The sequence below is a fragment of the Streptomyces sp. NPDC054786 genome (assembly GCF_053611685.1).
On sequence record NZ_JBSHAW010000048.1, the window covers coordinates 20,841 to 47,826 of the forward strand.

General features: G+C 72.0%; 24 protein-coding genes. 8 read left to right on the forward strand and 16 right to left on the reverse strand.

What is annotated here, in order from left to right; genetic code table 11:
• Positions 1 to 313 precede the first annotated feature (313 nt).
• On the forward strand, positions 314 to 1,858 hold the full coding sequence (locus tag ACWGI6_RS32030) for an AMP-binding protein (RefSeq protein WP_453270755.1): 1,545 nt from the start codon (positions 314 to 316) through the stop codon (positions 1,856 to 1,858).
• Positions 1,859 to 1,913: 55 nt separating this feature from the next.
• Here the strand turns inward: ACWGI6_RS32030 and ACWGI6_RS32035 are convergent, their stop codons facing one another.
• The 5 genes from ACWGI6_RS32035 to ACWGI6_RS32055 all read right to left on the reverse strand — a co-directional run bounded on the left by ACWGI6_RS32035 (position 1,914) and on the right by ACWGI6_RS32055 (position 6,230).
• The gene (locus tag ACWGI6_RS32035; RefSeq protein ID WP_393904904.1) at positions 1,914 to 2,189 is read right to left on the reverse strand and encodes a hypothetical protein; all 276 of its coding nucleotides are present in this window, start codon (positions 2,187 to 2,189) and stop codon (positions 1,914 to 1,916) included.
• Positions 2,190 to 2,342: 153 nt separating this feature from the next.
• Complete coding sequence (locus ACWGI6_RS32040) at positions 2,343 to 3,581, reverse strand: PP2C family protein-serine/threonine phosphatase (protein WP_453270756.1); 1,239 nt, start codon at positions 3,579 to 3,581, stop codon at positions 2,343 to 2,345.
• Positions 3,578 to 3,790 carry a hypothetical protein gene (locus tag ACWGI6_RS32045; protein ID WP_453270757.1) on the reverse strand — a complete coding sequence of 71 codons (213 nt, stop codon included), beginning with the start codon at positions 3,788 to 3,790 and terminating at the stop codon, positions 3,578 to 3,580. Before ACWGI6_RS32045 ends, ACWGI6_RS32040 begins: the two co-directional genes overlap by 4 nt.
• Positions 3,791 to 3,916: 126 nt before the next feature.
• The gene (locus tag ACWGI6_RS32050) at positions 3,917 to 4,864 is read right to left on the reverse strand and encodes a fumarylacetoacetate hydrolase family protein (protein ID WP_453270758.1); all 948 of its coding nucleotides are present in this window, start codon (positions 4,862 to 4,864) and stop codon (positions 3,917 to 3,919) included.
• Between the two features lie 52 nt (positions 4,865 to 4,916).
• Positions 4,917 to 6,230 (reverse strand): MFS transporter, encoded by a 1,314-nt coding sequence (locus ACWGI6_RS32055; RefSeq protein ID WP_453270759.1) that lies wholly within the window; start codon positions 6,228 to 6,230, stop codon positions 4,917 to 4,919.
• 159 nt (positions 6,231 to 6,389) lie between these two features.
• On the opposite strand from ACWGI6_RS32055, the gene ACWGI6_RS32060 reads away from it, so the two are divergent.
• The 3 genes from ACWGI6_RS32060 to ACWGI6_RS32070 all read left to right on the forward strand — a co-directional run bounded on the left by ACWGI6_RS32060 (position 6,390) and on the right by ACWGI6_RS32070 (position 9,482).
• Positions 6,390 to 7,715 carry an enolase C-terminal domain-like protein gene (locus tag ACWGI6_RS32060; protein ID WP_453270760.1) on the forward strand — a complete coding sequence of 442 codons (1,326 nt, stop codon included), beginning with the start codon at positions 6,390 to 6,392 and terminating at the stop codon, positions 7,713 to 7,715.
• Positions 7,716 to 7,719: 4 nt separating this feature from the next.
• The gene (locus tag ACWGI6_RS32065) at positions 7,720 to 8,451 is read left to right on the forward strand and encodes a FadR/GntR family transcriptional regulator (RefSeq protein ID WP_453270761.1); all 732 of its coding nucleotides are present in this window, start codon (positions 7,720 to 7,722) and stop codon (positions 8,449 to 8,451) included.
• Between the two features lie 98 nt (positions 8,452 to 8,549).
• Positions 8,550 to 9,482 (forward strand): EamA family transporter, encoded by a 933-nt coding sequence (locus tag ACWGI6_RS32070; protein ID WP_453270762.1) that lies wholly within the window; start codon positions 8,550 to 8,552, stop codon positions 9,480 to 9,482.
• A gap of 147 nt (positions 9,483 to 9,629) precedes the next feature.
• On the opposite strand, the gene ligD is transcribed toward ACWGI6_RS32070, so the two are convergent.
• Positions 9,630 to 10,643 (reverse strand): non-homologous end-joining DNA ligase, encoded by a 1,014-nt coding sequence (gene ligD / locus ACWGI6_RS32075; RefSeq protein WP_453270763.1) that lies wholly within the window; start codon positions 10,641 to 10,643, stop codon positions 9,630 to 9,632.
• A gap of 116 nt (positions 10,644 to 10,759) precedes the next feature.
• Between ligD and ACWGI6_RS32080 the strand changes: the two genes are divergently transcribed.
• A complete protein-coding gene (locus tag ACWGI6_RS32080; protein WP_453270764.1) occupies positions 10,760 to 11,842 on the forward strand; it encodes an ATP-dependent DNA ligase in 1,083 nt (360 codons plus the stop codon).
• Between the two features lie 18 nt (positions 11,843 to 11,860).
• Here ACWGI6_RS32080 and ACWGI6_RS32085 read toward each other — a convergent pair whose 3' ends face one another.
• The 4 genes from ACWGI6_RS32085 to ACWGI6_RS32100 all read right to left on the reverse strand — a co-directional run bounded on the left by ACWGI6_RS32085 (position 11,861) and on the right by ACWGI6_RS32100 (position 16,804).
• Positions 11,861 to 12,847: an MASE1 domain-containing protein gene (locus tag ACWGI6_RS32085; protein ID WP_453270791.1), complete on the reverse strand. Its 987-nt coding sequence runs from the start codon at positions 12,845 to 12,847 to the stop codon at positions 11,861 to 11,863.
• Positions 12,848 to 12,910: 63 nt separating this feature from the next.
• The gene (locus ACWGI6_RS32090) at positions 12,911 to 13,744 is read right to left on the reverse strand and encodes a PP2C family protein-serine/threonine phosphatase (RefSeq protein ID WP_453270765.1); all 834 of its coding nucleotides are present in this window, start codon (positions 13,742 to 13,744) and stop codon (positions 12,911 to 12,913) included.
• 356 nt (positions 13,745 to 14,100) lie between these two features.
• Positions 14,101 to 15,729 (reverse strand): APC family permease, encoded by a 1,629-nt coding sequence (locus tag ACWGI6_RS32095; protein WP_453270766.1) that lies wholly within the window; start codon positions 15,727 to 15,729, stop codon positions 14,101 to 14,103.
• Positions 15,730 to 16,054: 325 nt separating this feature from the next.
• A complete protein-coding gene (locus tag ACWGI6_RS32100; protein ID WP_453270767.1) occupies positions 16,055 to 16,804 on the reverse strand; it encodes an ArsR/SmtB family transcription factor in 750 nt (249 codons plus the stop codon).
• 117 nt (positions 16,805 to 16,921) lie between these two features.
• Between ACWGI6_RS32100 and ACWGI6_RS32105 the strand changes: the two genes are divergently transcribed.
• The gene (locus ACWGI6_RS32105; RefSeq protein ID WP_453270768.1) at positions 16,922 to 18,364 is read left to right on the forward strand and encodes an MFS transporter; all 1,443 of its coding nucleotides are present in this window, start codon (positions 16,922 to 16,924) and stop codon (positions 18,362 to 18,364) included.
• Between the two features lie 177 nt (positions 18,365 to 18,541).
• On the forward strand, positions 18,542 to 18,796 hold the full coding sequence (locus tag ACWGI6_RS32110) for a hypothetical protein (protein ID WP_393904916.1): 255 nt from the start codon (positions 18,542 to 18,544) through the stop codon (positions 18,794 to 18,796).
• A gap of 92 nt (positions 18,797 to 18,888) precedes the next feature.
• On the opposite strand, the gene ACWGI6_RS32115 is transcribed toward ACWGI6_RS32110, so the two are convergent.
• On the reverse strand, positions 18,889 to 19,389 hold the full coding sequence (locus ACWGI6_RS32115; RefSeq protein ID WP_453270769.1) for a hypothetical protein: 501 nt from the start codon (positions 19,387 to 19,389) through the stop codon (positions 18,889 to 18,891).
• A 289-nt stretch (positions 19,390 to 19,678) separates the two neighbouring features.
• Between ACWGI6_RS32115 and efeB the strand changes: the two genes are divergently transcribed.
• Positions 19,679 to 20,941, forward strand: a complete 1,263-nt coding sequence (efeB, locus tag ACWGI6_RS32120) for an iron uptake transporter deferrochelatase/peroxidase subunit (protein ID WP_453270770.1) — start codon at positions 19,679 to 19,681, stop codon at positions 20,939 to 20,941.
• 73 nt (positions 20,942 to 21,014) lie between these two features.
• Here efeB and hypE read toward each other — a convergent pair whose 3' ends face one another.
• The 5 genes from hypE to hypB all read right to left on the reverse strand — a co-directional run bounded on the left by hypE (position 21,015) and on the right by hypB (position 26,983).
• Positions 21,015 to 22,070, reverse strand: a complete 1,056-nt coding sequence (gene hypE / locus ACWGI6_RS32125; RefSeq protein WP_453270792.1) for a hydrogenase expression/formation protein HypE — start codon at positions 22,068 to 22,070, stop codon at positions 21,015 to 21,017.
• Positions 22,071 to 22,179: 109 nt separating this feature from the next.
• A complete protein-coding gene (gene hypD, locus ACWGI6_RS32130; protein WP_453270771.1) occupies positions 22,180 to 23,304 on the reverse strand; it encodes a hydrogenase formation protein HypD in 1,125 nt (374 codons plus the stop codon).
• Complete coding sequence (locus tag ACWGI6_RS32135) at positions 23,301 to 23,651, reverse strand: HypC/HybG/HupF family hydrogenase formation chaperone (protein ID WP_453270772.1); 351 nt, start codon at positions 23,649 to 23,651, stop codon at positions 23,301 to 23,303. The genes hypD and ACWGI6_RS32135 overlap by 4 nt, the downstream gene beginning before the upstream one ends.
• 51 nt (positions 23,652 to 23,702) lie before the next feature.
• Positions 23,703 to 26,117 carry a carbamoyltransferase HypF gene (gene hypF, locus ACWGI6_RS32140; RefSeq protein WP_453270773.1) on the reverse strand — a complete coding sequence of 805 codons (2,415 nt, stop codon included), beginning with the start codon at positions 26,115 to 26,117 and terminating at the stop codon, positions 23,703 to 23,705.
• Positions 26,114 to 26,983 carry a hydrogenase nickel incorporation protein HypB gene (gene hypB / locus ACWGI6_RS32145; protein ID WP_453270774.1) on the reverse strand — a complete coding sequence of 290 codons (870 nt, stop codon included), beginning with the start codon at positions 26,981 to 26,983 and terminating at the stop codon, positions 26,114 to 26,116. The genes hypF and hypB overlap by 4 nt, the downstream gene beginning before the upstream one ends.
• Between the last annotated feature and the right edge of the window lie 3 nt (positions 26,984 to 26,986).

The window sequence follows — 26,986 nt, forward strand, 5'->3', positions numbered from 1 at the left end:
CGCAGGGCATCGGCGCCCCGTGCGCGAGCGAGCATTATCCGTCGCTGTTCCCAGGTCGGCGACCTTGTTGGCGATATTCGGGGCGACGATTCCGGACGCGCGTGCGGGACGGGCCTGCGGGGCGGTGGCCTGAGACCGCAAGGCCGGCTCCGCCGCGCGGCAGCCGGGGGCCCTCCGTACGTCACCGTCCGACTTGGAGATGTTGATCGACAGCGATTACCCTGGCGTTAGTTGCCTCTAGCAACTAAATACATGTATACCGCATCCGGCGTGGCCGACCGGGCCCGCCGACGTCAGGAGGAAGCCTCCCCCCATGCCCATCGCCGCCCGGACATTCCGTACCTATGTAGAGGAGAACCTCGATGTACTTAGCGCCGACCCGGCGCGCGAGGCCCTGGTGCACCAAGGCCGCCGCGTCACAGCAGGTGAGTTCCGCGCACTGGTGCACCGCATGGCACGGGCGCTGTGCGCCCAGGGTGTCGACCGCGGAACGACCGTCACGCTACTGAGCGGCAACCTCCCGGAGATCATCGCCGCCCGTTACGCGGCCAACCTGATCGGCGCCCGGGTCAACCACCTCTACAACAAGCTGTCCGCCGAATCCCAGGCCGACATCGTCCGCGATGTCGAGACCCGCGCCCTGATCGTCGACCCGCGCCATGCCGAACGTGCCGCCGAGGTCACCGAGTTGGCACCGGTTCCGGACATCCTCGTCCTCGGTCCCGCCAAGGTGGGCACGGATCTGCTGGAGCTGGCGGCCGGCCAGTCCGACGAACCGTTCGCGAGCCGGGCCCGGCCCGACGATGTCTGCACCATCCGCCACACCGGCGGCACCACCGGCCACCCGAAGGGCATCTGCACCACCTTCGAGCAGGCACGCTGGTTCCACGGGGTGCTCCAGCGGCCGGAGTCCGAGCGCCGGCAGCTGGTCTGCACCACCCTGGCGCACGCCGCCGGCCTGATGGCCGACAGAACGCTGCACGCGGGCGGCACGGTCGTCCTGCTCGACGACTTCGACCCGAGCACCGCGCTCGCCGCCATCGAACGCGAGCGCATCACCGAGATGTTCCTGCTGCCGCCGCTGCTCTACCAGTTGATGGACCACCCGGACGCCCGGCACACCGACACCTCCAGCCTGCAGATGCTGACCTACGGCGGCTGCCAGGCATCCCCGGCCCGGATAGCGGACGCCGTACGGGCCTTCGGCCCGGTGCTGATGCAGGGTTACGGGCAGAACGAGGCCGGCGGCATCAGCATGCTCAGCCAGGAGGACCACGACCCGCAGCGCCCCGAGCGGCTGCGTTCGGCGGGGAAGGTGCTGCCCGATGTCGAGGTGGCGATCCGCGACGAGTCGGGTCGCGATCTGCCGGCCGGCGAGCACGGCGAGATCTGCGTCCGCTCCGCCATGATCATGAAGGGGTACTGGAAGCAGCCCGCGCTGACCGCCGAGGTGCTGCGGGACGGCTGGCTGCACACGGGGGACGTCGGATTCCTCGACGACGAGGGGTACTTGACCATCGTCGACCGGCTCAAGGACATGATCGTCGTGGTCGGTGGCCATGTGTACACCACGGAACTGGAGGACCTGCTGAACTCGCACCCGCAGGTACTGCAGAGCGCCGTGTTCGGTGTCCGTGACGCCGACCGCATGGAGCGGGTGCACGCCGCGGTGGTGCGGGCGCCCGGCAGCACCGTCGACGGGCAGCAGCTGCGCGAGACGGTCTGCGCGGAACGCGGTGCGATGTACGAACCGGCCCGGATCACCTTTGTCGAGGCGCTGCCGCTGACCGATGCCGGAAAGCCCGACAAGAAGGAGCTGCGCCGGCGGGCCGAGCAGGAGGCCGGCACCGCGGGATGACAGCGACGAGCCGCCGCAGCTGAGGGCTGCGGCGGCTCGTCAGTGCTACTGCAGGTCAGAGGATGCCCAGCAGGCCGAAGGGGAAGCCCCCGAAGCCCCCGAAGCGGCCGAAGCCGCCGAAGCCGCCGAAGCCGCCGAAGCGGCCATTGTCGAAACGGTCGAAGCCGCCGTGGTGGTGGCAGTGGTGCCTGTGGTGGTGACGACCGTGGTGGTCACCCTGGGACGATGCGGCCGGAGCCTGAGGGGCGGCCGAAGCCATGCCGGCGAGCGGGACGACGGTGGCGGCGGCAATCGCCGCAGCGGCCACGGAGCGGCCTATGAACTTGCGCATTGCGTTTCTCCTGTTTGGCAGGAAATCTGACATTCGATGAGTACCGCGTCCCGCCGGAAACCCTGCAGACACGACGGACAGCCACTCCAACGGCCCCAAGAATTGCTCCACTCGCGGTAATGGATCGGCAAAACCACCTGGTGAACACCGAGCTCAGAGCCGGATGACGACCAGGGCCGCATCGTCGGTGGCGCCGCCGGGCGGCAGCAGATCCGCCAGTAGCGCGTCGGCGAGTGCCTCGGCGCCGGCACCCTGGTGCCGCGTCAGCGTGTCGGTCAGCCGCGCCAGTCCGACGTCGATGTCCTCATGGCGGCGCTCGATCAGACCGTCCGTGTACAGGACCAGCACGGCGTCTTCGGTGAAGTGGACAGACGCCTCCGGGCGGTCCACATGCTCGGGCCGCGCCCCCAAGGGCGGGTCGGTCGCCTCGTCCAGCAGCACCACGGTGCCGTCCGGGTGCAGCAGCGCCGGCGGTGGATGGCCGGCGCTGCTGTAGGCGATGGTGTGGGTGGTCCAGTCGATGATGGCCTGCACCGCGGTGGTGGATTCCGCGCCGTCCACCGAGCGGGCGTAGATGCCCAGTACCTCCAGCGCCCTGGCGGGGCTGTCGGCGACCCTGGTGGCGGCACTCAGCGCGCTGCGGAGCTGGCCCATGACGCAGGCGGCGGCCAGACCGTGGCCGACGACATCGCCGACAGCCACCGCCATCCGGCCCCCGGGCAGATCGGCCAGGTCGTACCAGTCGCCGCAGACATTGAGCGCGCCGATCGCGGGCCGGTAGCGCACGGCGGCCCGGTGATGCTCCACGGGCCGGGGCGCGGGCAGCATCGCCTCCTGGAGGGCCAGCACCACCTCCCGCTCCCGTGCATGGGACTGCCGGAGCCGGTCGTTGACCTCCTGGAGATCCTGGGCACGGGTGAACAGCTCGGCCTCCATCCGCTCCCGGTCGCCGCGGCGGGCACGGGCGCGGGCGCCGGCGCCGGCCAGGACGATCTCGGTGACCTCCTCGACCCGGTGCACGATCAGCTGGACCCGCCCCTCGGCGTCGAGCACGGGCGCATTGACCGGGCTCCAGTAGCGCTCCTCGAACACCCCCGACCGCCCCCGGGCCTCGACGTCGTAACGCTGCAGCGCCATGGTGTCGCTCGCGCAGGTGGCCACGACACGTTCCAGGGACGCCCGGAGATTACGCATACCGGTTGCGTCCGGGTCGTCGGGGTTGTCGGGGAACACCTCGAAGAGCAGGTGGCCGACCAGCTGATGGCGCTCGCGCCCGGACCGCCGCAGCAGGGCCTCGTTGACGTCGGCGATCACGAACTGCGGGGTGAGCAGCAGCACTCCGCCCGGCAGCGCCTGGAAGACCGCCGCATAGTCGACCAGGAACGCGCTCACGTGCTGCCTGCATCCGGCGAGGGGACCCCGGTCCCGGGAGGCAGGGGCGTGAGCGCGGCCGGGAACATCGGGTCGATGAAGACCGTCCACGCCGTGACGCGCACGGCCGCCGGCGAGAGCGTCGCCTTCGCCGCTCCCGTCCCGGCGTCCCGCTGTGCTCCCGGTGCGTGCGGGCGGTTCGCCTCCGGTGCGTTCCTGTCGTACGCCACGTGCGGAATGTTCCCGTCCGGACCGGGCGCGCGCATGGCGGGAACGGAGTCCGTACGCCCCGTCGGCACGCGAACGACGAGGCCGGTCCCGCCCGGTGGCCGCCGCGGCGGATACCCCCGTTCGGGTCAGTCGTCCCCGCGCGGTCGGCGGTGGGCGCGCCGGACCTCCGGACGGTCGGCCGCCTCGACCAGCCAGTCCAGGTCGGCGAGCTCGTCGGTGACGGTGTTGGTGAGGGTGCCGAGGCCCTCGATGGTGATCTCCACGAGGTCTCCGGCGGCCAGGGTGAAGTCCAGCTCGGGCACGATGCCGGTGCCGGTCGAGAGCACCACGCCGTCGGGGAAGGGCTGGCCGCGCCGCAGATGACCGACGAGCTCGTGCGGTGTCCGGTGGAAGGCGGCGGTGGAGGTCGTGCCCTCGAACGCGATGTCACCGCCCCGGCGCACCACGAGGGCGATCTCCAGCGCGCCGGGGTCGCTGATCTCCCATGCGGGGACGAGGGCGGCGGAGACCGCACAGCTGCCGGCGTAGATCTTGGCCTGCGGGAGGTAGAGCGGGTTCTCGCCTTCGATGGAGCGGGAGCTGACATCGTCGACGATGAGACAGCCGACGGTCTCCCCGTGCCGGTTGACGACCAGTCCGAGTTCCGGCTCGGGCACATTGAGCGGGGAGTCCGCACGGAGGGCGACCGGCTCGCCGTCCGTGACGATCCGCCAGGGCACGGCCTTGAAGAACAGCTCCGGCCGCTCGGCGTCGTAGATCCGCTCGTACACCGTCTGCTCGGTGCTCTCGGCAACCCTCGCGGCGCGGGACCGCTCATAGGTGACACCGGCCGCCCACAGTTCCATCCGCCCGTCCAGCGGCGGCAGCAGCAGCACCTCGTGCTCGGTGTGGGTGGCCCGGCCGGCCGCGGTGGCCTCGGCCAGCTCGCGCAACGCGGCGGCGCGCAGCCGGAGCAGATCGGCGATATGTGTCCCCTCCGGGAAGGCCCGGATTTTCCCCTGGTCGTCGGTGATTCCGGTCTGTACGGCCGGGGCGCTTGCGGTGTCGTCGATGAAGCGCACGATGCGGGTCATGGACTCCCCTTTCATGGGCCTTCCCTGTCGGTGACCGGTGGGCGGCGGAAGCTCACTGCGAGATGCGCGGGACCTGTGCCGACCGCCGGGCGTCGCGGCCCACCCAGCGGAAGCCGGTGACGACCACGGCGCCCGCGGCGACCACTGCGCCGATGACATACAGTCCGGCCGCGCCCGAGCCGGTGCCGGTCTCGACCAGGCCCATCACAAACGGCCCGAGGAATCCGCCGAGGTTCCCGAAGCCCGAGATCAGTGCGATGGTTCCGGCCATCCGGGCGCCGCTGAGGATCGTGGGCGGCACCGTCCAGAAGACCGGCTGGGCTCCGAGGAATCCGAAGGCCGCGAGGCCGAGCGCACCGATCGCGGCGACCGGTGGCAGGATCACCGCGCCGATCAGCCCGACGACGGTGAGCACCAGCGCAAGCCGCAGCGGCCCGCGCCGGTCCCCCGTACGGTCGGAGAGCCAGGGCAGCAGCAGTACGCCGCACAGCGCGCACACCCAGGGCAGCGCGGAGAGAAGGCCGATACCGACGTCGGAGAGGCCGTCGATCCGCCCGACCAGCGCCGGCAGCCAGAAGGTGACGCCGTAGACGCCGATCTGGATGGCGAAGTAGACGAACATCAGGCGCAGTACGCGACTGTCGGAGACGATCTCGCGCAGGGCGCGGGGCGGCCGTGCACCGGCCGCCGGCCGGTCCGCCGCGATCCGGTCGGCGAGCAGGTGCCGCTCCTCGGATGTCAGCCAACTCGCCTGTTCCGGACGGTCGGTGAGCAACCACGGGATGGCCAGCGCGAGCAGGACGGTGGGCGCGCCTTCGATCAGGAACATCCACTGCCAGCCGGCGAGTCCGCCGAGCCCGTGCAGGGAGATGAGGTAGCCGCCGACCGGGTTGCCGATGATGCTGGCGACGGCCACCGCCGACTGGAAGGCGCCGGTGGCTTTCCCGCGGTCGGCGCCGGGGAACCAGTACGTGAGGTACAGGATGACGCCGGGGAAGAAGCCGGCTTCGGCCGAGCCGAGCAGAAACCGCAGGACGTAGAAGCTGGTGGGGCTGCTGACCAGGGCCATCGCGCAGGAGAGCGCGCCCCAGACCAGCATCATCAGCGAGAGCCAGCGACGGGCGCCGACGCGGTGCAGCACCAGGTTCGACGGGATACCGAGCAGGGCGTAGCCGACGAAGAAGATTCCGGCGCCGAAGCCGTAGGACGCCGCGGAGACCCCCACGTCGGTGGCGAGATGGGTCTTGACCAGAGCGACGTTCGTCCGGTCCAGGAAGCTCAGCACGAACATGACGAACAGCGGGGGCAGCAGGCGCCGGGACACCTTCCGTCGCACACTCTCCGCGGTGATGGCGGCTGTGGTCATCGATCCTCCAGAAGCCCGAGACATCTGACCGCCGCACCGTAGCTCCCACCTACAGACCGAACAAGGGGAAAGTGACCAGCCTTTTTCCTCGGTGTCATATCTGGCGCTCCCTCAAGACATCTGACATGTTGGCCACTTCGTCGTCCTAGGAGAGTGCCGATGACCGCCCGTATCGTCGACGTCGAGACCCTCGACATCCGCTTCCCGACCTCCCGCGACCTCGACGGTTCGGACGCGATGAACCAGGCGCCGGACTATTCGGCGGCATATGTGGTGCTGCATGTCGCAGGCGGCGGCAAGAGCACCGCGGACATCGGCGCGGGGCATGGCTTCACCTTCACCATCGGCCGGGGCAACGAGCTCGCGGTGCAGGCCGCCCGGGCCATCGGGGAGCGCGCCGTCGGGATGTCGGTGACCGAGATCGTCAGCGATCTGGGCGGCTTCTCCCGGCATCTGCTGGGCGACAGCCAACTGCGCTGGCTGGGCCCGGACAAGGGCGCCATCCACCTCGGCACCGCCGCGGTCCTCAACGCGGCCTGGGACCTGGCCGCCAAGCTGGCCGGCAAGCCGGTGTGGAAGCTGCTCGCCGACCTCTCCCCGCAACAGCTCGTCGATCTGGTCGACTGGCGCTATCTCAAGGACGCGCTCACACCCGATGCCGCCCTGGAGATGCTGACGGAGCGACTGCCCGGCCGGGCCGGACGGGAGGCCCGTGTGCGGCGGGAGGGCTACCCCGCCTACACCACGAGTGCCGGGTGGCTCGGCTATGACGACGCCAAACTGACCCGGCTCTGCCAGGAGGCCGTCGAGCAGGGCTGGGACGCCGTGAAACTCAAGGTGGGGGCGGACCTCGACGACGATGTGCGCCGCTGCCGTATCGCCCGGAAGATCATCGGGCCCGGCCGCCGGCTGATGATCGACGCCAATCAGACACTGGGGGTCGACGAGGCGATCGCCTGGATGGACGCGCTGGCCGAGTACGACATCTGGTGGTTCGAGGAGCCCACCAGCCCCGACGATGTCCTCGGCCATGCGGCGATCGCCCGGCGGATCGCGCCCACCCATGTGGCGACCGGCGAACACGCGCACAACGCCGTGATGTTCAAGCAGTTCCTGCAGGCCGAGGCGCTCGGCATCTGCCAGATCGACGCCTGCCGGCTGGGCGGCGTCAACGAGGCGGTGGCCGCACTGCTGCTGGCCGCCGCGCACGGGGTGCCGGTCTGCCCGCACGCGGGCGGGGTCGGCCTGTGCGAACTGGTCCAGCATCTCTCGGTGTTCGACTACATCGCCGTCAGCGGCTCCATGGACGACCGGGTCATCGAGTACGTCGACCATCTGCACGAGCACTTCCACGACCCGGTGCGCATTCGCGGCTCGCGCTATCTGGTGCCCGAGGCCCCCGGCTACAGCGCGCAGATCCGCAGGGAGACCCTGGAGGCCTACCGCTACCCCGACGGTGCGGTGTGGACCGGGATGACATCCTGAGGCCATGGCGACCAGAAGAGACGGGGGCGACGGCGTCGGGAGCGTCGTCGACGAGGCGATCGGCCGGCTCAAGCACCGTATCGAGACCGGGGAGTTCGCACCCGGCCAGCGGCTGCCTCCGGAGAGCCGGCTCGCCGCCGAGCTGCAGCTGTCCCGCCCGTCCCTGCGGGAGGCGGTGCGCGCGCTCGTCATGGCCGGGGTCCTCGAAGTGCGGCGCGGCGACGGCACGTTCGTCACCGATCTGCGGCCGGACCGCCTGCTCGACGCCATCGGCAGCTTCCTCGAACTCGCCCAGGACACCGGCCTGGGCGAGATGTTCGAGTGCCGCAAGATGCTGGAGCCGAGCGCGACCGCGCTGGCGGCCACCCGTATCGACGAGGCGGCACTGGACGGCCTGCTCGCGCGGATCGAGCGGATGCGCACCCTGCAGGACCCCGAGGAACTGGTCCGGGAGGACCTCGCCTTCCACGCGGACATCATCGCGGCGACGGGGAACCGCACCCTGTTGTCGCTGGCGTCCTCGGTCAGCCGTCTGACGGCCCGGGCCCGTATCTGGCGGGCCCTGGTCAAGAGCGATGTGCTGGCCTGGACGCATCAACAGCACATGGACATCTACCAGGCACTGCGCGCACACGACAGCCTCGGCGCGTTCACCGCGGCGACCCGTCACGTCAGTGATGTGGAGTCCTGGGTCCAGGAACGGCTCGACGCGGTACGCGATCACGACGTGCCGTAGGCGAAGGGCGTCCTGCGGGGGCGGGAGAGACGGAGAGACGGATCAGCGGGCTCGATGCGCCCGGGGGGACGGCCCCGGAGCGGACAGCGGCCGCCGCGGTGGGGCGCGTCCTGGGGAAGGCGCCGGCCCCGGGGCTGGTGTGCGGCGGAATCGTCGGCCTCCAAGCAGGGGCCGCGCTCTCGGTGCGCCTCTATCCGGCCGTCGGGCCCGCCGGGGTGGTGATGCTGCGGCTGGTGATCGCCGCGGTGATCCTGGGCGCGCTGTGGCGACCCCGGTGGCACCGTCAGCCGCGCAGCAGCCTCGGCGTCATCGTCGCCGCCGGGACCCTCCTCACCGTGCACCATCTCGCGTACTACGAGGCCGTGGGCCGGATCCCGTTGGGCGCGGCCACCACCATCGAGTTCATCGGCCCGTTCGCCATCGCGCTGGCCACCTCCCGGCGGCCGGCCGATCTGTGGTGGTCGCTGCTGGCCGCGGCCGGTGTGCTGCTGCTGGGCGAGGGCGGCACCCCGCTCAGCCTGCTGGGCATCGGGCTGGCCGCGCTCGCCGCCGCCTGCTGGGCCGGGTACATCCTGGTCTCGGCCCGGCTCGCCCGACGGGTCAGCGGCGGTGGCGGCCTCGCCCTGGCCGTCGCCTGGGGCGCGCTGCTCAGCCTCCCCTACGGCATCGCCCAGGGCGGCAGCCGACTGCTCGACCCGCGGGTGCTGCTGCTCGCGGCGGCCGTGGCGGTGCTCTCCAGCGTTGTGCCGTACTCCTGCAACCTCGAGGCGCTGCGCCGGATCCCGCCGCGCGTCTTCGGGATCCTGACCAGTCTTGAACCGGCAGTCGGCGCCGTGGTCGGGCTGCTGCTGCTCGGTCAGCGTCTCGGCCCGGTGCAGTGTCTGGGCATCGCCGCCGTGGCCACGGCATCCATCGGCGCGGGCCGGGCGGACGGCGCCGACACCGGGCCGGGCGATGCCGGGCCGGGCGATGCCGGGCCGGCGGACGGCTCGGCGCACCGGAGTGACCGTCGTCGCCGGGAGGTCCCGTAGCCGCCCTGGTGTCCTGCGCCATGCCGTCGGCACCGGCGATGATGCTGCTCGCCTGGGCGGCGCGCGCGTCCACGCCCGGTGCGGGACGCAGCGGGGTGACGGGGGGGTCCGGGGCCACCGTTCACCGAGGCCCCGGGGCTCGCGGCCTCAGCGCTTACGGGCCCGGCTCGGCTGGACCCTGGACGGCTCCCCCGGCATCTTCGGATGGTCGGGCGGATACGGCATGTCACCCAGTCCTTCGTCCGCCGCCTGACGGTCCGCGAGTTCCAGAACGGATTCCAGGCCGTAGGCGTGGTCCACCATGTCCGCGTGCACATCGCCGAGTTCGGCGAACCGCGGCGGAACCGTCAGCAGATCGAAGTCCTCGGGCACGGCGTCGGACAGCTCGTCCCAGCGCAGCGGGGTGGAGACGGTCGCCCGGGGCCGGGCACGCAGCGAGTAGGCGGAGGCGATGGTCCGGTCCCGGGCCATCTGGTTGTAGTCGACGAAGACCTTCGCGCCGCGCTCCTCCTTCCACCATGCCGAGGTCACCAGGTCCGGCATCCGGCGCTCCAGCGCCCGGGCCAGAGTGATCGCGGCCCGTCTGACCTCGGTGAACGTCCAGTGGGGCTGGATCGGTACATAGACGTGCACCCCCCGTCCGCCCGACGTCTTGGGCCAGCCGCGCAGCCCGTGCTCCGCCAGCAGCTCGCGCAGGAGGCCGGCGACCCGGACGGCGTCCGCGAAGTCGGTGCCGGGCTGGGGGTCGAGGTCGATCCGCAGTTCGTCGGGGTGCTCGGTGTCACCGCGGCGGACGGGCCATGGATGGAACGTCAGACACCCCAGATTGGCCGCCCAGAGGACTGCCGCGGGCTCGGTGGGACACATCTCGTCGGCGAAGCGTCCGCTGGGGAAGGCGATACGGGCGGTGGGCAGCCAGTCCGGCAGCCCCTTGGGCGCCCGCTTCTGGTAGAAGAACTCGCCCTCCACGCCGTCGGGGAAGCGCTGCATGGTGGTGGGCCGGTCACGCAGCCCCCGCAGCACCCCCTCGGCGACGGCGAGGTAGTACTGCGCGACGTCCAGCTTGGTGAATCCGCGCTCCGGGTAATACGTCTTGTCGGGGTGCGACAGACGTATGGTGCGCCCCGCGACGTCCAGCTCGACAGCTCCGGCTCCGGCCATGACTCCACGCTAGATTCCGGGCGCTCCCGCCGCGCGCCGGGAGCGGCGGGACCGGCGGCACGCGAGGGCGCCTTCCCGGCGCGCGGGAACCGGCCCCAGCCCTCAGGATCGGGACCATGGACCTGCCCGTCATGCCCCCGGTCTCCCCCATGCTCGCGAAGCCGGTGACCGGCATTCCCGCCGGCATGCAGTACGAGGCCAAGTGGGACGGCTTCCGCGTCATCGTCTTCCGGGACGGCGAGGACATCGAGATCGCCAGCCGTACGACGAAATCGCTCACCCGCTACTTCCCCGAAGTGGTCGCCGCGGCGCGGGCCGAGCTGCCGCCGCGCTGCGTCATCGACGGCGAGATCGTCATCGCCCATGACGGCCGGCTGCACTTCGAGGAGCTGCTGGAGCGCATCCACCCGGCGGACTCCCGGGTCCGCACGCTCGCCGAACGGACGCCCGCCTCGCTGATCGCCTTCGACCTGCTGGCGCTCGGCTCCGAAGCGCTGCTGCACGAGCCGCAGTCGGCGCGCCGGGATGCCTTGGTCGAGGCGCTGCGCCCGGCCGGGGCGCCGGTGTACACCGCGCCCGCGACGCGGGATCAGGAGCTGGCGCGCAACTGGTTCACCCAGTTCGAGGGGGCGGGTCTGGACGGGGTGGTCGCCAAGCCGCTCGATCTGCCGTACCGGCCCGGCGACCGTGCCATGTTCAAGATCAAGCATGCCCGCACCGCCGACTGTGTGGTCGCGGGCTACCGGCTGCACAAGAGCGGGCCGGTGGTCGGCTCCCTGCTGCTCGGTCTGCACGACGGCGACGGGCAGTTGCAGCACGTCGGGGTGTGCGCCTCGTTCCCGATGGCCCGGCGGCGCGCACTGGTCGAGGAGTTGGAACCGCTGCGGATGGACGACGTCTCGGGCCATCCGTGGGGCGCGTGGACCGACGAGACGGCCCATGCCTCGCGGCGGATGCCCGGCGGTCCCAGCCGGTGGAGCGGCGGCAAGGATCTGTCGTGGGTGCCGCTGCGCCCGGAGCGGGTGTGCGAGGTCGCCTACGACCACATGGAGGGCAGCAGATTCCGTCATACCGTCCAGTTCCGCCACTGGCGTCCCGACCGGACGCCGGAGAGCTGCACCTACGCCCAGCTGGAGGAGCCGGTGGGCTACGACCTGGGGCAGCTGCTGCCGGGCCGACCGGGCGGAACGGCTCGCTGACGACCACCGGGCGTCAGGTCACCCTTGGCCACCGTCCGGCGGCCACCGGCGCCGGCTCTCCCCCGGGGCCAGCCGGTCCACCACCTCGGCCAGTTCGCTGCAGGCCTGCTCGATCTTGCGACGGATGCTGTTCTGCTCGCTGACGATCGCCGACAGCAGCAGCGCGGTGAGCGCCGCGGACGCGTTGAGGGCCTGCAGATTGATCATCGCCTCCAGCAGACTCTGGCCCTCGAACGGTCCGTTCCGGGCCGTCGCCGCGGTGATGACCAGGACGGACACCACCAGCACACAGGGCGCGGCCCCCGCCAGCTGGAAGCGCAGCGCCGCCCAGATGATCAGCGGGAAGACCAGGAAGAGCAGCGACAGCTCGCTCCGGGTCACCACGAGCGACACCACGACCGTGACGACCAGCAGGGCTGCCGCCTCGGCCCACCGGTAACCGGGGATGCCCCGGGGCCGCCGGATCGTACGGCAGGCGAGGAGGAGCGGGGTGATGACGAGGATGCCCATCGCGTCGCCCACCCACCACGCCACCCATGTCCGCCAGAGGCCGCCGGCCGGCAGAGCGCCTTTGAGGAAGAGCATCCCGGTGCCCAGCGTCGCGCTGATCACCATCCCGGCGAAGGCGCCGAGAGCGACCAGCGCCACCCCGTCGCGCAGCCGGTCGAGTTCGACCCGGAAACCCACCCGGCGGAGCATCAGGTAGGAGCACACCGGGGCCAGGGTGTTGCCCGCCATGATCCCGAGCACCGAGACTTCGAGCGGGCTGATCGTGGCGACGACCAGGAGGGTGCCGAGAGCGATGCCCGGCCAGGTCCGCAGGCCCAGGAGGAGCAGACAGCTCAGGGAGATGCCCGTCGGCGGCCACAACGGCGTGACCACGGCTCCCGCGATGACCACCTGCTCCAGCAGTCCGATCCGGGCGGACGCGTAGTAGACGCCGGCGAGGCCGAGGATCGTCAGGGCTGCCGGTGCGAGACGGCGGAGTTCCTCGGTGCGCACCACAGCAGCCATCAGACAACGCCGCCGGCCGGGCACCGGCCGCGACACGCACGCCCCCGCCGCGCTTCACCCGGCTCTGGGCGGGGCCGCGTCGAAGCGCAGCACGATCACCGCCGAGTCATCGGTGTGCCCGGTGAACTCGGCCACGCTCATCGCCACGTCGGCCACCGTGGCCGGATCTCCGCCGGCGTTGGCGCTGACCAGTCGGGTCACCTGCGTCAGCCCCGCCTCTATCGGGAAGGACGGTCCCTCGACCACCCCGTCGGTGAGCAGCACATACGCTCCCGCTGTGGCGAACCGGCGGTGGGTCACCGGATATCTTTCGCCCTGCACGATGCCGAGCGGCAGGCCCCCGGGGTCTTCGGCGAGGCCGGACCGGCCGTCGGTGGTGGCCCAGATGCCCGGTACGTGACCGGCCCGGGCGCTGGACAGCTCCCAGGCAACCGGGTCGAAGCGGACGAAGGTGCAGGTCGCGAAGAGCCCGCAGTCGACCGAGAGCAGTAGGTCGTTGGCCCGGCTCAGTACCTCCCCCGGGTCTGCGGCATGGCCGGCGACGGCGCGCAGTCCGAAGCGGATCTGCCCCATGAAGGCGGCCGCCTCGACGTCGTGCCCCTGGACGTCGCCGATGCAGAAGGCGAGCGACCCGTCGGGCAGGGAGAAGCCGTCGTACCAGTCGCCTCCGATGTCCAGTCCGTGCCGGGCGGGTGCGTAGGTGGCGGCGGCGCGCAGCCCCGGGACCCCCGGCAGCGCGGCCGGCAGCATCTCGCGCTGCAGGGCCTCGGCCAGCTCCACCCGGGCCCGCTGCTTCTCGGCGCCTTCCCGTGCCTGAGCGGTCAGCCGTCCGAGCGTGGTCAGCAGGTCGTCAGCGCTCGCCGACCGCGGGGGACGACGCCGAAGCATGGACCGCTCCAAGGTGCATCGGTGAACAGCCAGGGAGCGCGCTCCGTACGGCAGTCCACGGTGGCCGCCTGACCTGGCCTGATGGGGCTCTTGTGGAGCCCGCCTTTCCCGATTCATCTTATTTCGGCGGTGCGACTTCCGCTTGGCGGCCGGGTGGCCTGCGGCCCCGCGGCCGTCAGGCGACTGCTGGTCGTCGACGCACCCCGCGGGGCGTAGGACGCCCGACCCACCCACCATGATCCCGGCCCCGCACCCTCCGCAGCCGGCCGGGCGTGCGAAGCGCTCCCCCGCCGGGGCTGCCCGGAACCCGGCCGGGCCCTGCCACCGACTCGCCCCTTCGCTCTCCGCGGCCGGGCTCAGGCGCCCGCGGGGCGGGACACCGCCAGATGCCCGACGCCGGACCGGACGGCCCAGAAGAAGACCGCGAACGCCATGACGGCCACGGTGATCGAGTCGTACGGTGCCGGGAGCCGGCCGGAGCCCTCGAACGTGCCCAGCCAGGAGATCACGGTCAGGGCGACGAGGTAGACCACCAGCCAGGCGCCGGTGCGGAGTTCGGCGCCGAGCGGGCGGCTCGGGCCGGCCCCGTCGTCCTCGGCGCGCACGCCGGGGCGGCGCATGGCCAGGAAGATCAGCAGCCCGCCGAGCACGAGCGGCAGTGCGAGGCGCAGGTCCTGCCAGCCCGACCAGTAGACGAACTCGCTGGCCACCACGAAGCTGAGCGGCGCGATCCAGCGCAGCCCGGGGACCCAGCCGGCGGTGTGGCCGCCCGGCTCGGCGCGGAACACCGCGACGGCCACCGCGGAGGCGGCATAGATCAGCAGATACATATCGCCCATGACGCTCACGATGTCCTGCCAGCCGCCGAACGGCAGCAGAAAGATCACAATGACGAGGAGGTTGATCGCCAGGGCCCGGCGCGGGATGCCGAACCGCTCGTTGACCTTCATGAAGTACCGGGGGATGGTGCCGTTCTTGGCGAGCGCGTAGGTGTGCCGCGCGTCGATCGCCACGCCCACATACGCCGAACCGCCGGGCGAGATCACCGCGTCCGCGTAGAGCAGGCTGGCCAGCCAGTGCAGATTGAGGATCAGCGCGAGCTGGCCGAACGGTGAGTCGAAGGAGACTCCGTGCCAGCCGTGGCCGAGCAGATGCTCGGGGACGGTGAAGAGGAACGCCAGCTGCAGCGCCAGGTACATGAGCAGGGCGAGGCCGATGCCGGTGAGGACCGCGGCGGGGATGGTCCGGCGGGGGTTGCGGGTCTCGCCCGAGAAGTCCAGCGGCGCCTGGAAGCCGTTGACGGAGTAGACGATGCCGCCGCCGGCCAGCGCCGTCAGGCAGGCGACATAGCCGTACGGCGCGAAGCCGCCGTGGTCCGTCAGGCGGCCGGAGTGCCAGCCGGAGGCGATCAGCGCGATCACGGTGACCACCGGGACGACGATCTTGAACACCGAGATCAGGTTGTTGAGTTGGGCGAACATCCGCACCGCGAACCAGTTCAGCACCGTCAGCAGGACGCTGAGTCCGGTGGCCAGGGCCAGCCCGGAGAGGGTGAGGGTGTGGCCGTTGTAGATGCCCGGCACGTAGTGCGCGGCGTACTGCATGATCGCGCTGATCTCGGCGGCGGTTCCGCCCACCGACAGCAGCGTCGACCAGCCGATGAGGGTGCCGACGAGCCGGCCGCTGGCGAACAGCGGCCAGCGGACCGTGCCGCCGCCCTCCGGCCGGGACGCACCGAGTTCGATCATGACCAGGGCGACCAGGCCGCACAGCAGACCGGCCCCGACCCAGGACAGCAGCGCCGCAGGGCCGGCCGTCTGGGCCGCGTACATGGCGGCGAACAGCCAGCCGGAACCGACGATGTTGGAGAAACCGATGCCCGTCAGACCCCAGAACCCCAGGTCACGGCGCAATCGGCGCTCCTGCGCCAGCACTTCCGGCGCGCCGGCCCCGTCGCCCCCACCTGATACCTGACGCTCCGTCACGGAAACGGCCTCCTTGATTCACTGTTCCGGCTCGCCGGACCCTACTCGACGATCGCCGAAGAGGAATTTCCCGCTCCACCAGCGGACACTTCCTGCACACAGCGCATGGATCAAGCACTCAGCGCAGTGTCGCGGCGCCCAAGGGTGCAGCCCCGCCCCGTCCGCCGGCCGCCCATGCATGGTCCGTCAGCCGTCCACTCATGATCAGAAGGGTAAGAGGCACCACTGACAACGGCCTTGAACCGGTCGGCCCCGAGCCGGCGCCGACGAGGCGCGCGGCACCCGGCCACGCGACGGACGACGTCACGGACGAGGGCGGCGGGCCTCACACGACCTGGTCGACCCGGACGCCGAAGGTCGTCGCCAGGCCGTCCCGCCCGGCGTCGGTGAGATGGACGACGCGGCGGTACTTCCCGTGGCGGATCCACTCCAGGGCGAACAGCCGGGCGGTGAGCGCTGCGCCGAGCGCACCGGCCAGGTGGTGGCGCTGCTCGGCCCAGTCGACGCAGTAGCGGACGGACGCCCGGCGGCGAGGGAGGCGGTCCGTCCCGACGCCGAATGCGGTCAGTTCCTCGCGGCCGTGGGGAGTGAGGGCGTAGGCGACGTCGGTGGCAGCGGCGCCGGGGTCCGTGGCGCCGCCACCCCGCCCCGTCCGCTCGGCGGCGAGGATCTCGCGCTCCTGGAGGGCGCTCATCACGGCGACGCCGAGCCGGCCCGCCAGGTGGTCGTAGCAGAGGCGGGCGCGCAACAGGGCCTTGGCTCGGGTGTCCGCGTTCAGGGACCGCACCGGCAGGGGACGGGCGATCAGGGCGAGCTGTTCGAGAGCGCGGGCGACGTCCGTGGTGGCGAGCCGGTAGTAGCGGTGGCGGCCGTCGAGCTCGACGGTCAGCAGCCGGGCATCGAGGAGCTTGGCCAGATGGCCGCTGATGGTGGAGTTGCTGACCCCGGCCTCGGCGGCGAGGGCGCTGGCCGGCAGCACGCCGCCCCCGGCGAGGGCCAGCAGCACCTTGGCACGCGAGGGGTCACCGATCGCCGCCGCGACATGGGCCACGTCGGTCTCGGTCCGGGCATCCATGTCCACGACGGTACGCCGTTCACGCTTCGGCAGATGGCGAAACGTTCTCCCGCTTCGGCCCCGTACGGCGAGAACGTTTCGGCGCCTGCCGTACGGATCCGGCAGAACACTGGCCGTATGCCAACGCTCTGCTCCCCCACCACGGCGCAACGGACCGCGGACCGGCGGTCGCCGCTGCCGCTCGTTGCCGTGTGCCTGGGGTACTTCATGGTCATCCTGGACGTCACCGTCGTCACGGTGGCTCTCCCGGCGGTCGGCACCGCCCTGCACACCGGGGTGACCGGACTCCAATGGGTGGTGGACGGCTACACCCTGGTGTTCGCGGGGCTGCTGCTCTTCTGCGGCGGACTCGGTGACCGGCTGGGCGGCAAGCCGGTGTTCCTGGGCGGCCTGCTGGTGTTCACCCTCGCCTCCGCCGGGTGCGCGCTGGCCCCCACCGGCACGGTGCTGGTCCTGGCCCGGCTGGTGCAGGGGCTGGGGGCGGCGCTGATGGTGCCGGCCTCGCTGGCACTGCTGCGGACGGCGTACCCCGACCGGGCGGCACGGGCCCGCGCCTTCGGACTCTGGGGCACCGTCGCGGGCCTGGCCGCCGGGGCCGGTCCCGTCCTGGGCGGCGTCCTGGTCGCCGGGCTCGGCTGGCGGTCGGTGTTCTTCCTCAATCTCCCCGTCGGCCTCGCCGCACTGGTCCTCACCACCCGTCACGTCCCGCACTCCCCCGCCGACCGCACCCGCCCCGGCCTGGACATCCCGGCCCAGACCGCCGCGGCGGTGTGTCTGGCCGGGCTGGTCACCGGATGTATCGAGGCCGGGGCGCTGGGCTGGACGCATCCGGCCGTTCTCGGCGGCTTCGCGGGCTGCCTCGTCGGACTCGTCGCGTTCCTGGTACTGGAGCGGCGCTCGCCCGCGCCGATGCTGCCGCTCACCCTCTTCCACTCCCGCGCCTTCTCGGCCTCCGCGGTCATCGGCGTGCTGCTCAACACCGGCTTCTACGGGCTGCTGTTCCTCGCCCCGCTGTACTTCCAGCGGGTGCACCACTACAGCGCCCTGCACACCGGAGCCGCGCTGCTGCCCGCGGTCGGTGTGGTGGCCGTCGGCTCCACGCTGGCCGGGCGGGTCACGGCCCGCACCGGGCCGCGGCTGCCCATGATGGCGGGCCTGCTCGTCGGCGCGGCCGGACTGTCCGGATGGCTCGTGGCCGGCCCTGACACGCCGTATCTCGCGCTGGTGGCGCCCATGGCCTGCGCCGGCTTCGGCACCGCACTGACCATGCCGGCCTCCACCGCGGCCGTGATGGAGGCCGCCCCGGGCGAGCACAGCGGCGTCGCGGCGGCGGTGTTCAACGCCGCACGGCAGACGGGCAGCGCCCTCGGCGTCGCGCTCTTCGGCACGCTGGTCGCGACCGGTCTCGTGACGGGTCTGCACACCGCGGTGAGCATCGGCGCCGCGGGATTCCTCGCCGCGGCGGCCCTCTCCGCACGCTGCATCCCGGGCACCGGCTGGGCAGGCGACCGGACCCGGCGGAAGCGGACGCGGCGAGACCGCCCGGCCCGGCATGCGTAAGGGCCGCCCGGACCCGGACGCGGCGCTGCCGCCCGGCGCGCAGCAACACCCCTCACCAGGTTGGCGTTTCCGCGGCATTCTTTGCCGAGGCGGGGTAGGAGACAGCCGGGGAAGCCGCATCGGCATACGGGGATGTCGGCTCTGCCGTACGTGACCATCGAGGCAAGGAGCGAGCCGATGACACTGCCGTGGCGCGAGGACGAGAGCTGGCGGCGCCGGTACCCGCAGCCGGGTCCGGACTGGACACAGGGCATGCCGCAGGGGCCGACGGAGCCGCTGACGCCCATGGGGCGGATCGAACAGTACGGCCGGATGGGGAGCGCGCTGCGCGGTGGCGACATGGCGCCCTGGCAGCGGAAAGTGACCTTCACCTTCGCCGTCGGCGCACTCGTGGTCGCCGTGGTATCGGTCCTGCTGGCCCTCTTCGGCTGACCGTCCGTCGGACCGGCCGGGCGAGCGCGGCTGGTCCGGAGAACGCAGCGGCCTGGCGGGGACCGTCGGCCGACGGTGCGCGCCCGGAGGGTTCAGCCGCAGGTCCAGCAGCCCGACCAGCATGCGGTGTGGCGGGCGTGGTGCCGCCGGGCGACGGGCCGCTCCTCGGCCTGGCCGCGCTCGGCGACGGCGCGCATACCGGCGAGTTGGGCCCACAGCACGACGCTGATCGCGGCGATTTCCTCGGGCTCGGCATGGCCCTTCTCGATACGCAGCCAGGATGCGGGCGGGCCATCGAGCGGCGCGCCCGCATCGGCGGGCGCGGCGTCATCGACGGCCGTACACTCCCCGGCGGCCGTGCCCTCGGGTGAGACATCCCCGGCCCCTGCGCTCTCGCCGGTGGCCGTGCGCTCCTCGGTACAGGTGTCCGCACCGACGGGTGCGTCCTCGCCGACGGCTGCTTCCTCGCCGACGGCTGTGCCCTCATCGGTGGAGGTGCACTCGCCGAGGGCGGTGCTCGCCTCGGTGGAGGTGCCGTCACCGGCGGGTCTGGCCTCGCCGATGACTGTGCTCGCGTCGGTGGATGTGCTCATGTGGGGTCCGTCGGATCGGTGGCGGTGCGCTGTATGTGACGGGCGGCCACGGCGTCGCGCTGTGCCGAGTCCGGGCAGGTCACAGGGCCGACGCTAGAAGCGCTCCGGGGCCGTGTCGCGCGGGGGGCCCTCTGGCTGCGCCATTCGGACGACCGGCCCGTGGCCAAGGCGTGATATCGGGCGCGGACACCGTGTTGCTCCCGGCCGTCGCGTCGGGGGCGACGAGCATCGCGCACAGGTTTGTGCAGGCACGCGGCTGCCGGACGACGCAGTCAGGATGGGCGGGACGATGAGATGTGATCAGGCCGGCGACGAACGTGCCCCTGTGCGCGAGGACGGGCGCCGGGGCTTTCTCAAGTGTGCAGCGGGGCTCGCCGGCGTGGCGGCCGCGACGGGACTCGGCCGGGAGGCAGCCGCCGCTGCGGCGGACCGGTCCGCGAGCGGGCTCCGCGACAGCGGGGCGCGGCTGCCCGACAAGGTGCCCTTCCATGGGCGCCATCAGGCCGGCATCGTGACCCCCCAGCAGCTCTTCGCCGGGTTCGTCGGCTTCGATGTGCTGGCCGAGGACCGTGCGGGCCTGACTGATCTGTTCCAGAAGCTCACCACGCGCTCGCGGGTGCTGGCGGGCGGGGTCAAGCCGCTGGACGAGCAGGTCGCCTCGGAGCGGCCCACCCCCGACTCACTCACCATCACGCTCGGCGTGGGTGCCTCCCTCTTCGACGACCGGTTCGGGCTCTCGGGACACAAGCCCCGGCACCTCAAGGCCATGCCGGCGTTCCCCGACGACCGGCTGGAGCCGTCCCGCTGCCACGGTGACCTGTCACTGCAGATCTGCGCCCAGCATCCGGACGCCATCGTCCATGTGCTGCGCGATCTGGCGCGGGAGACGGACGGCCTGCTGCGGCCCCGTTGGCGCGCGGACGCCTTCCTCAATCCGTCGCGGCCCTCGGGCTCGCCGCGCACCTTCGTCGGCTTCAAGGACGGGATCGTCAATCCGGACACCGGGTCGGCCCGGGAGATGAACCGGCTGATGTGGGTGACCCCGCCCTGCGGGGAGCCGGACTGGGCCCTGGGCGGCAGCTATCAGGTGCTGCGTCTGATCCGCTTCCACATCGAGAAGTGGGACAAGGTGCCGGTGGCCCGGCAGGAGAAGATCTTCGGCCGGCGCAAGGCGACCGGTGCACCGCTGGACAGCGAGCACGAGACGGACCCGCCGAGGTACCGCGAGGACCCGCACGGCAGGAAGATCCCGCTCAACTCGCATATCCGACTGGCCAACCCGCGCACCGAGAAGACCGACAAGTCCCGTTTCCTGCGCCGGAGTTACAACTACGACCAGGGCTTCGACCACTCCGGACGGATGGACCTGGGGCTGGTCTTCTGCGGCTACCAGCAGAACCCTGAGCGGCAGTTCGCCACCGTACAGCGGCGTCTGCGGCACGAGCCGCTGTCCCAGTTCATCACCCCCCTCGGCGGCGGCTACTTCTTCATCCTGCCCGGGGTACAGGACTCCGACGACTGGTTCGGGTCCCGGCTGCTGAAGAAGACCTGAGCGGGACCGGACACCCGGACCGAGGGCGGCGCCGAAACGGGCGCCGCCCTCCGCCGTACCCCGGGAGACCCGCTCAGCAGATCCGCGGCAACTGCTCGCCCAACGGCAGATCGACCACCCGGGTGCCGCCCAGCGGAGTGCCGGCCACCACCATGCCGGGGTGGGTGGCGACGGCCTCGCCGATGATCGCGGCGCCGGCGCCCAGAGGGTGCGCGCGCATGGCGTCCAGCACGGCGTCGGCGTGTTCGCGGGGGACGAATGCCACCAGCTTGCCCTCGTTGGCGACGTACATCGGGTCCAGGCCGAGGATCGCGCAGGCATTGGCGACGGCCGGCGGGACGGGGACGGCACGTTCCTGGATGACGATGCCGGTGCAGGAGGCGGTGGCGATCTCGCACAACGCGGCGGCCAGGCCGCCGCGGGTGGGGTCGCGCAGCACATGCAGGTCGGGGGTGACGGCGAGCATGGTCTCGACGAGGCCGCCGAGGGGCGCGCAGTCGCTCTCGATCTCGACCCCGAATTCCAGGCCTTCGCGCACGCTCATGATCGCCACGCCGTGCAGGCCGATGTCGCCGCTGACGATCACCACATCGCCGGGGGTGACGCGCTGTGGGCGCAGATCGACGCCCGCCGGGATCAGCCCGATCCCGGCGGTGTTGAGGTAGACGCCGTCACCGTGGCCCGCCTCGACGACCTTGGTGTCGCCGGTGACCACCTCGACACCGGCGGCCCGCGCGGCCGCGCCCATGGCGTCGGCGACACCGGCCACCACCGGCATCTCCACGCCTTCCTCCAGGATGAAGCCACAGGAGAGGTAAGCGGCCCTGGCGCCGCTCATGGCAAGGTCGTTGACGGTGCCGTTGACGGCGAGGTCGCCGATGCAGCCGCCCGGGAAGAAGAGCGGCCGGACGACATAGGAGTCGGTGGAAAACGCCAGGCGTACGCCGCCGAGGGACACCGCAGCGGAGTCACCGAGCTGGGCGAGGATCTCGCCGCCGAAGGCGGGGGCGAAGATCTGCTGGACGAGTTCGGCGGACAGTGCGCCGCCCCCGCCGTGCCCCATGACGACGCGGGGCTGGTCGCGGAGCGGGGTGGGGCAGGTCCAGCCGGAGATGTCGACGGTGGGCAGGCCGCGGTCGGCCGGGGTGGGACCGCCGCGAGTGGGACCACCGGGGGTGGGTCCGCCGTGGGGGGTGGGGCTTCCGGGGGTGGGGCCTCCGGGGGTGGGATGGATGGTGTCAGACAACGGGGCTCGCCTCCTGTGGGGTGGGCGTGGTGCCGAGTCGGCGGTAGAGGTAGTAGGCGGCGCAGGCGCCCTCGCTGGAGACCATCGTGGCGCCGAGCGGAGTGCGCGGGGTGCACAGCGTGCCGAAGGCCTCGCACTCGTGCGGCTTGATGAACCCTTGGAGGACTTCCCCGCTGCGGCAGGCGGCGGGTTCCTTGGTGGTGATGCCACTGACGGAGAAGCGGTGCTCGGCGTCGTAGTCGCGGTAGCGCTCCGACAGCCGCCAGCCGCTGGCGGGGATGGTGCCGATGCCGCGCCAGGCGCGGTCGGTGACCTCGAAGACATCCGCGAGCATGGCCTGGGCCGCCGGGTTGCCCTCGCTGCGTACGGCGCGCGGGTAGGCGTTGTCCACGGTGTGTTCGCCGCGCTCCAGCTGGCGGACGGTGCGACGGATGCCCTCCAGGATGTCCAGCGGTTCGAAGCCGGTGACCACGATCGGCACCCGGAAGCGTGCGGCCAGTTCGGGGTACTCCCCCATCCCCATCACACTGCATACGTGACCGGCGGCGAGGAACGCCTGGACCCGGCAGCCGGGCGACGTCATGATGGCCTCGATCGCGGGCGGTACCCGGACGTGCGAGACCAGCATGCTGAAGTTGGCGATGCCGAGCTTGCGGGCCTGATGGACCGTCATGGCATTCGGTGGTGCGGTGGTTTCGAAGCCGATACCGAAGAACACCACCTCACGGTGCGGGTTCTGCTGGGCGATCTTCAGCGCGTCGAGCGGGGAGTACACGACCCGCACATCGCCGCCCTGACTGCGCACCTGGAACAGATCCCGGTCGCTGCCGGGGACGCGGAGCATGTCACCGAAGGAACAGAAGATCACGTCGGGGCGGGCGGCGATCTCCAGGGCCTTGTCGATGACCTCCAGCGGCGTCACACAGACCGGGCAGCCCGGCCCGTGGATCAACTCGACCTGATCGGGCAGCAGTTGGTCGATCCCGTGGCGGATGATGGTGTGGGTCTGACCGCCGCAGACTTCCATCAGGGCCCACGGCCGGGTCGCCGTGGACCGGATCTCGTCGAGCAGCCGGTGGGCGAGCTCGGGGTTCTGGAATTCTTCGAGGTACTTCACCGGCCCGCCTCCCGCGCTCCGTCGCCGGCCGCGGCCGCCGGTGCGGCGCCCGCCCCGGTGGCCGCCTCATCCCATCCCGGGGGCGCGGCAGCCGCCTCCCAGGGGTCGCCGAACTCCTCCTGCAGCAGGCCCAGTTCCTCGAACAGGGCCAGGGTCTGCCGGGCGGATTCCTCGTCCAGCCGCTGCAGCGCGAAGCCGACGTGGACGATGGCGTACTCGCCGACCTGCAGGTCGGGGACGTACTCCAGGCACACCTCCTTGACCACACCGCCGAAGTCGACGGTGGCCATACGGGTGCCGTCCCGTTCCTCGATGTCCAATACTTTGCCGGGTACCGCCAGGCACATGGGCCTCTCCTCGTCGTGAGTACATTGCGTCCGCCGCGCCGTGGGCGCCGCTCAGCGCGCGGCAGCTCCTGCGGTGCGCGCCGCCACGACGATCTGGCCGAGCGCCAGTCCCCCGTCGTTGGGCGGGACGTGGCGGTGGCGCAGAACGGTGAAGCCGTCCTGCCGCAGGAGGCGGGCGGTGGCCTCGGCCAGCAGGGTGTTGGCGAAGACGCCGCCGGTGAGTGCCACGGTCGTCAGGCCCGCGCGCTCCCTGGCCAGCGCGCAGCCGCGCCGGACGAGGTCGGCGACCGCGGTGTGGAAGCGGGCCGCGATCAGCGCCGGGGCGGTGCCCGCGCGGAGGTCCGCGACGACGGAGGTGAGCACCGGCGCCGGATCGGCGACGGTGTCGGCACCCGTCCCGCCCGACGGCGCGGAGCGCAGCGCGAACGCATAGCCGGGTCCGCGGTCCTCGCCCGCGGTCAGGGCCGCGGCTTCGAGGGCGACGGCGGCCTGGGCCTCGTAACCGGCGTGGTGGCAGATCCCGGCCAGCGAGGAGACGGCGTCGAAGAGGCGGCCCATGCTGGAGGTGGGCACACAGTTGAGGTGGCGTTCGAGCTGCCGCGCCAGCAGCCGCCGCTCCTCCTGCGGGCAGGCCGCCACCGGGGGCAGGTCCACGTCCCAGTCGATGCCGGCGGCCCGCAGATGGGCCAGGGCCATCCGGTAGGGGCGCCGTACGGTGGTGTCGCCGCCGGGCAGCGGGACGTAGGCGAGCTGCCCGAAGCGGCGGTAGCCGTCGTAGTCGGCGAGCAGGATCTCGCCGCCCCAGACGGCGTGGTCGTCGCCGTAGCCGGTGCCGTCGAAGGCGACACCGATGACGGGGTGGCCGTCGCGGAGGCCGTGTTCGGCCATGGCCGCGGCGACATGGGCATGGTGGTGCTGGACGCGTACCAGCGGCCGGCCGTCGGTGTGGCGCTGTGCCCACTGCCCGGAGCGGTAGCCGGGGTGCCGGTCGGCGGCGAGGAGTTGCGGGCGCACCCCGGTGACCGTCTCCAGATGCGCCTCGGCCTCCTCGAACGCGAGCTGGGTCGCCAGATCGTCCATGTCGCCGATGTGCGCGGACAGCCAGGCGCGGTGGCCTTCGGCGAGACAGAGCACGTTCTTGAGGTCGCCGCCGGCCGCCAGGGCGGGCCGTACCGGCACCGGGAGCCGGACGGGGAGCGGCGCGTGGCCGCGCGAGCGGCGGACGAACAGCGGCTCCCCGTCGCTGATGCGGACCACGGAGTCGTCGCACGGGATCCGGATCGGCCGGTCGTGGGTGAGCCAGGCGTCCGCCAGATGTGCCAGGCGCCGTACGGCTTCCTCGTCGTCGGTGACGATCGGTTCGCCGGCGACATTGCCGCTGGTCATGACGAGCAGCCGGGGGCCCGGCGGATCGCCGGGCAGACCGAGCAGCAGATGGTGCAGCGGGGTGTACGGCAACATGACGCCCAGGTCGGGGCTGCCGGGGGCGACGGCCCCGGACAGCACCGGCGCGTTCGGGGCCGGCGCCGGATCCTGGCGGCGGCGCAGCAGGACGATGGGGTGTGCGGGCCCGGTGAGCAGGGCGCGCTCCTCGGCTCGTACGTGTACCGCGTGCTCGATATCGGCGATATGACGGGCCATCAGGGCGAAGGGCTTGTCACCGCGGGCCTTTCGCCGACGCAGCAGGGTGACGGCAGTGTCGTCGGCGGCGTCGCAGACGAGATGGTAGCCGCCGAGGCCCTTGACCGCCACGATCGCGCCGTCGGCGAGCAGCCGGCGGGTGCCGGCGACCGGGTCGGCGCCGGGCGCCGGGCGCGGTGGGCGGGTGCGGTCGTCCGGGTCCGCGGTGAGCAGACGCAGTCGGGGGCCGCAGTCGTGGCAGGAGATGGGCTGGGCGTGGAAGCGCCGGTCGGCCGGGTCCGCGTACTCCCGTGCGCAGCGGGGGCACATCGGGAAGCGGTCCATGGTCGTCAGCGCACGGTCGTAGGGGACCGCGGTGACGATGGTGAAGCGCGGCCCGCAATGTGTGCAGGTGAGGAAGGGGTGCCGGTAGCGGCGGTCGGCCGGGTCGGTCAGCTCGGCGAGGCAGGCGTCGCAGGTGGCGGCGTCCGGGGAGACCAGGGTGCGGGAGAGGCCGTCGGTACGCGAGGGGAGGATGCGGAATCCGGTGTCGCCGGTCACCGCGACGTCCTCGGCATCGACGGTCTCGACCACGGCCAGCGGTGGCGCATCGGCGCTGATCCGCCGGCCGAACCGGGCGAGCGCGGCGGCGGCGCCCTCGACCTCGGCGACAACGCCCTCGCCGGTGTTGGTCACATGGCCCGTCAGGCCCAGTTCCGTGGCGAGGGCGTGGACGAACGGGCGGAAGCCGACGCCCTGGACGACGCCGCGCACGGTGATCCGCCGGCGTACGGCGGCTGTAGTGGGGGCCGTCGCGGTGACCCCGTCGACCTGCCCGGTGGTCATGAGCGGCTCGACGCCACGGTGTCGGGGTCGGTCGTGTGCGCATGGCCGCGGTCGTGTGCCCGCGGGGCGTGAGCGTGTTCCCGGTCGTGGGTGTGGCCGTCGCCATGGGTGTGGTTCTCGTCGTGGGTGTGGCTCTCGTCGTGCGGCTGGCCGTCCTCGGCGTCATGGACGTGATGGGACTTGCGGGTCATGACCGGGATGTGCACCGGCGCTCCGTCGCGTGCGGCCAGTGCCCGGTCCACCAGCACACCGTCCCCTTCCCCGCGGCGCGCCGAGGTGAGGACGACCTCGACGCCGGGGTTGATGCGTTCGACGTTGGCGCGGAACTCCGCCTCGTCGAAGGAGACCGCCTCGGCGATATCGGTCTTGGTGACCACGACCAGATGGGCAAGTCCGAAGGCGGTGGGGTACTTCAGCGGCTTGTCCTCGCCCTCGGTCACCGACGCCAGCACGATGCGCAGCGTCTCCCCCAGGTCGTAGGAGGCCGGGCAGACCAGATTGCCGACGTTCTCGATGAACAGCAGCCGGGTGTCGGCGGGGAGCCAGCCGTGGAGGTGCCCGCCCAGCATCTCGGCCTCGAGGTGGCAGAGCCCGTCGGTGAGCACCTGCTTGACGGGCACTCGGGAGCGGGCCAGCCGTACGGCGTCGTTCTCGGTGGCGAGGTCGGCGGTGAGCGCAGCGACCGGGATGCCCCGGCTGTGGGCGAGGGTGAGTTCCCGCTCCAGGAGGGCGGTCTTGCCGCTGCCGGGGCTGGAGAGCAGGTTGACGACCGCGGTGCCCCGGGCGGCGAGATCCTCGCGCAGGGTGTGGGCGCAGGCGTCGTTCTTGGCCAGGACCGCCTGCTGCAGATCGACGACACGGCACATGGT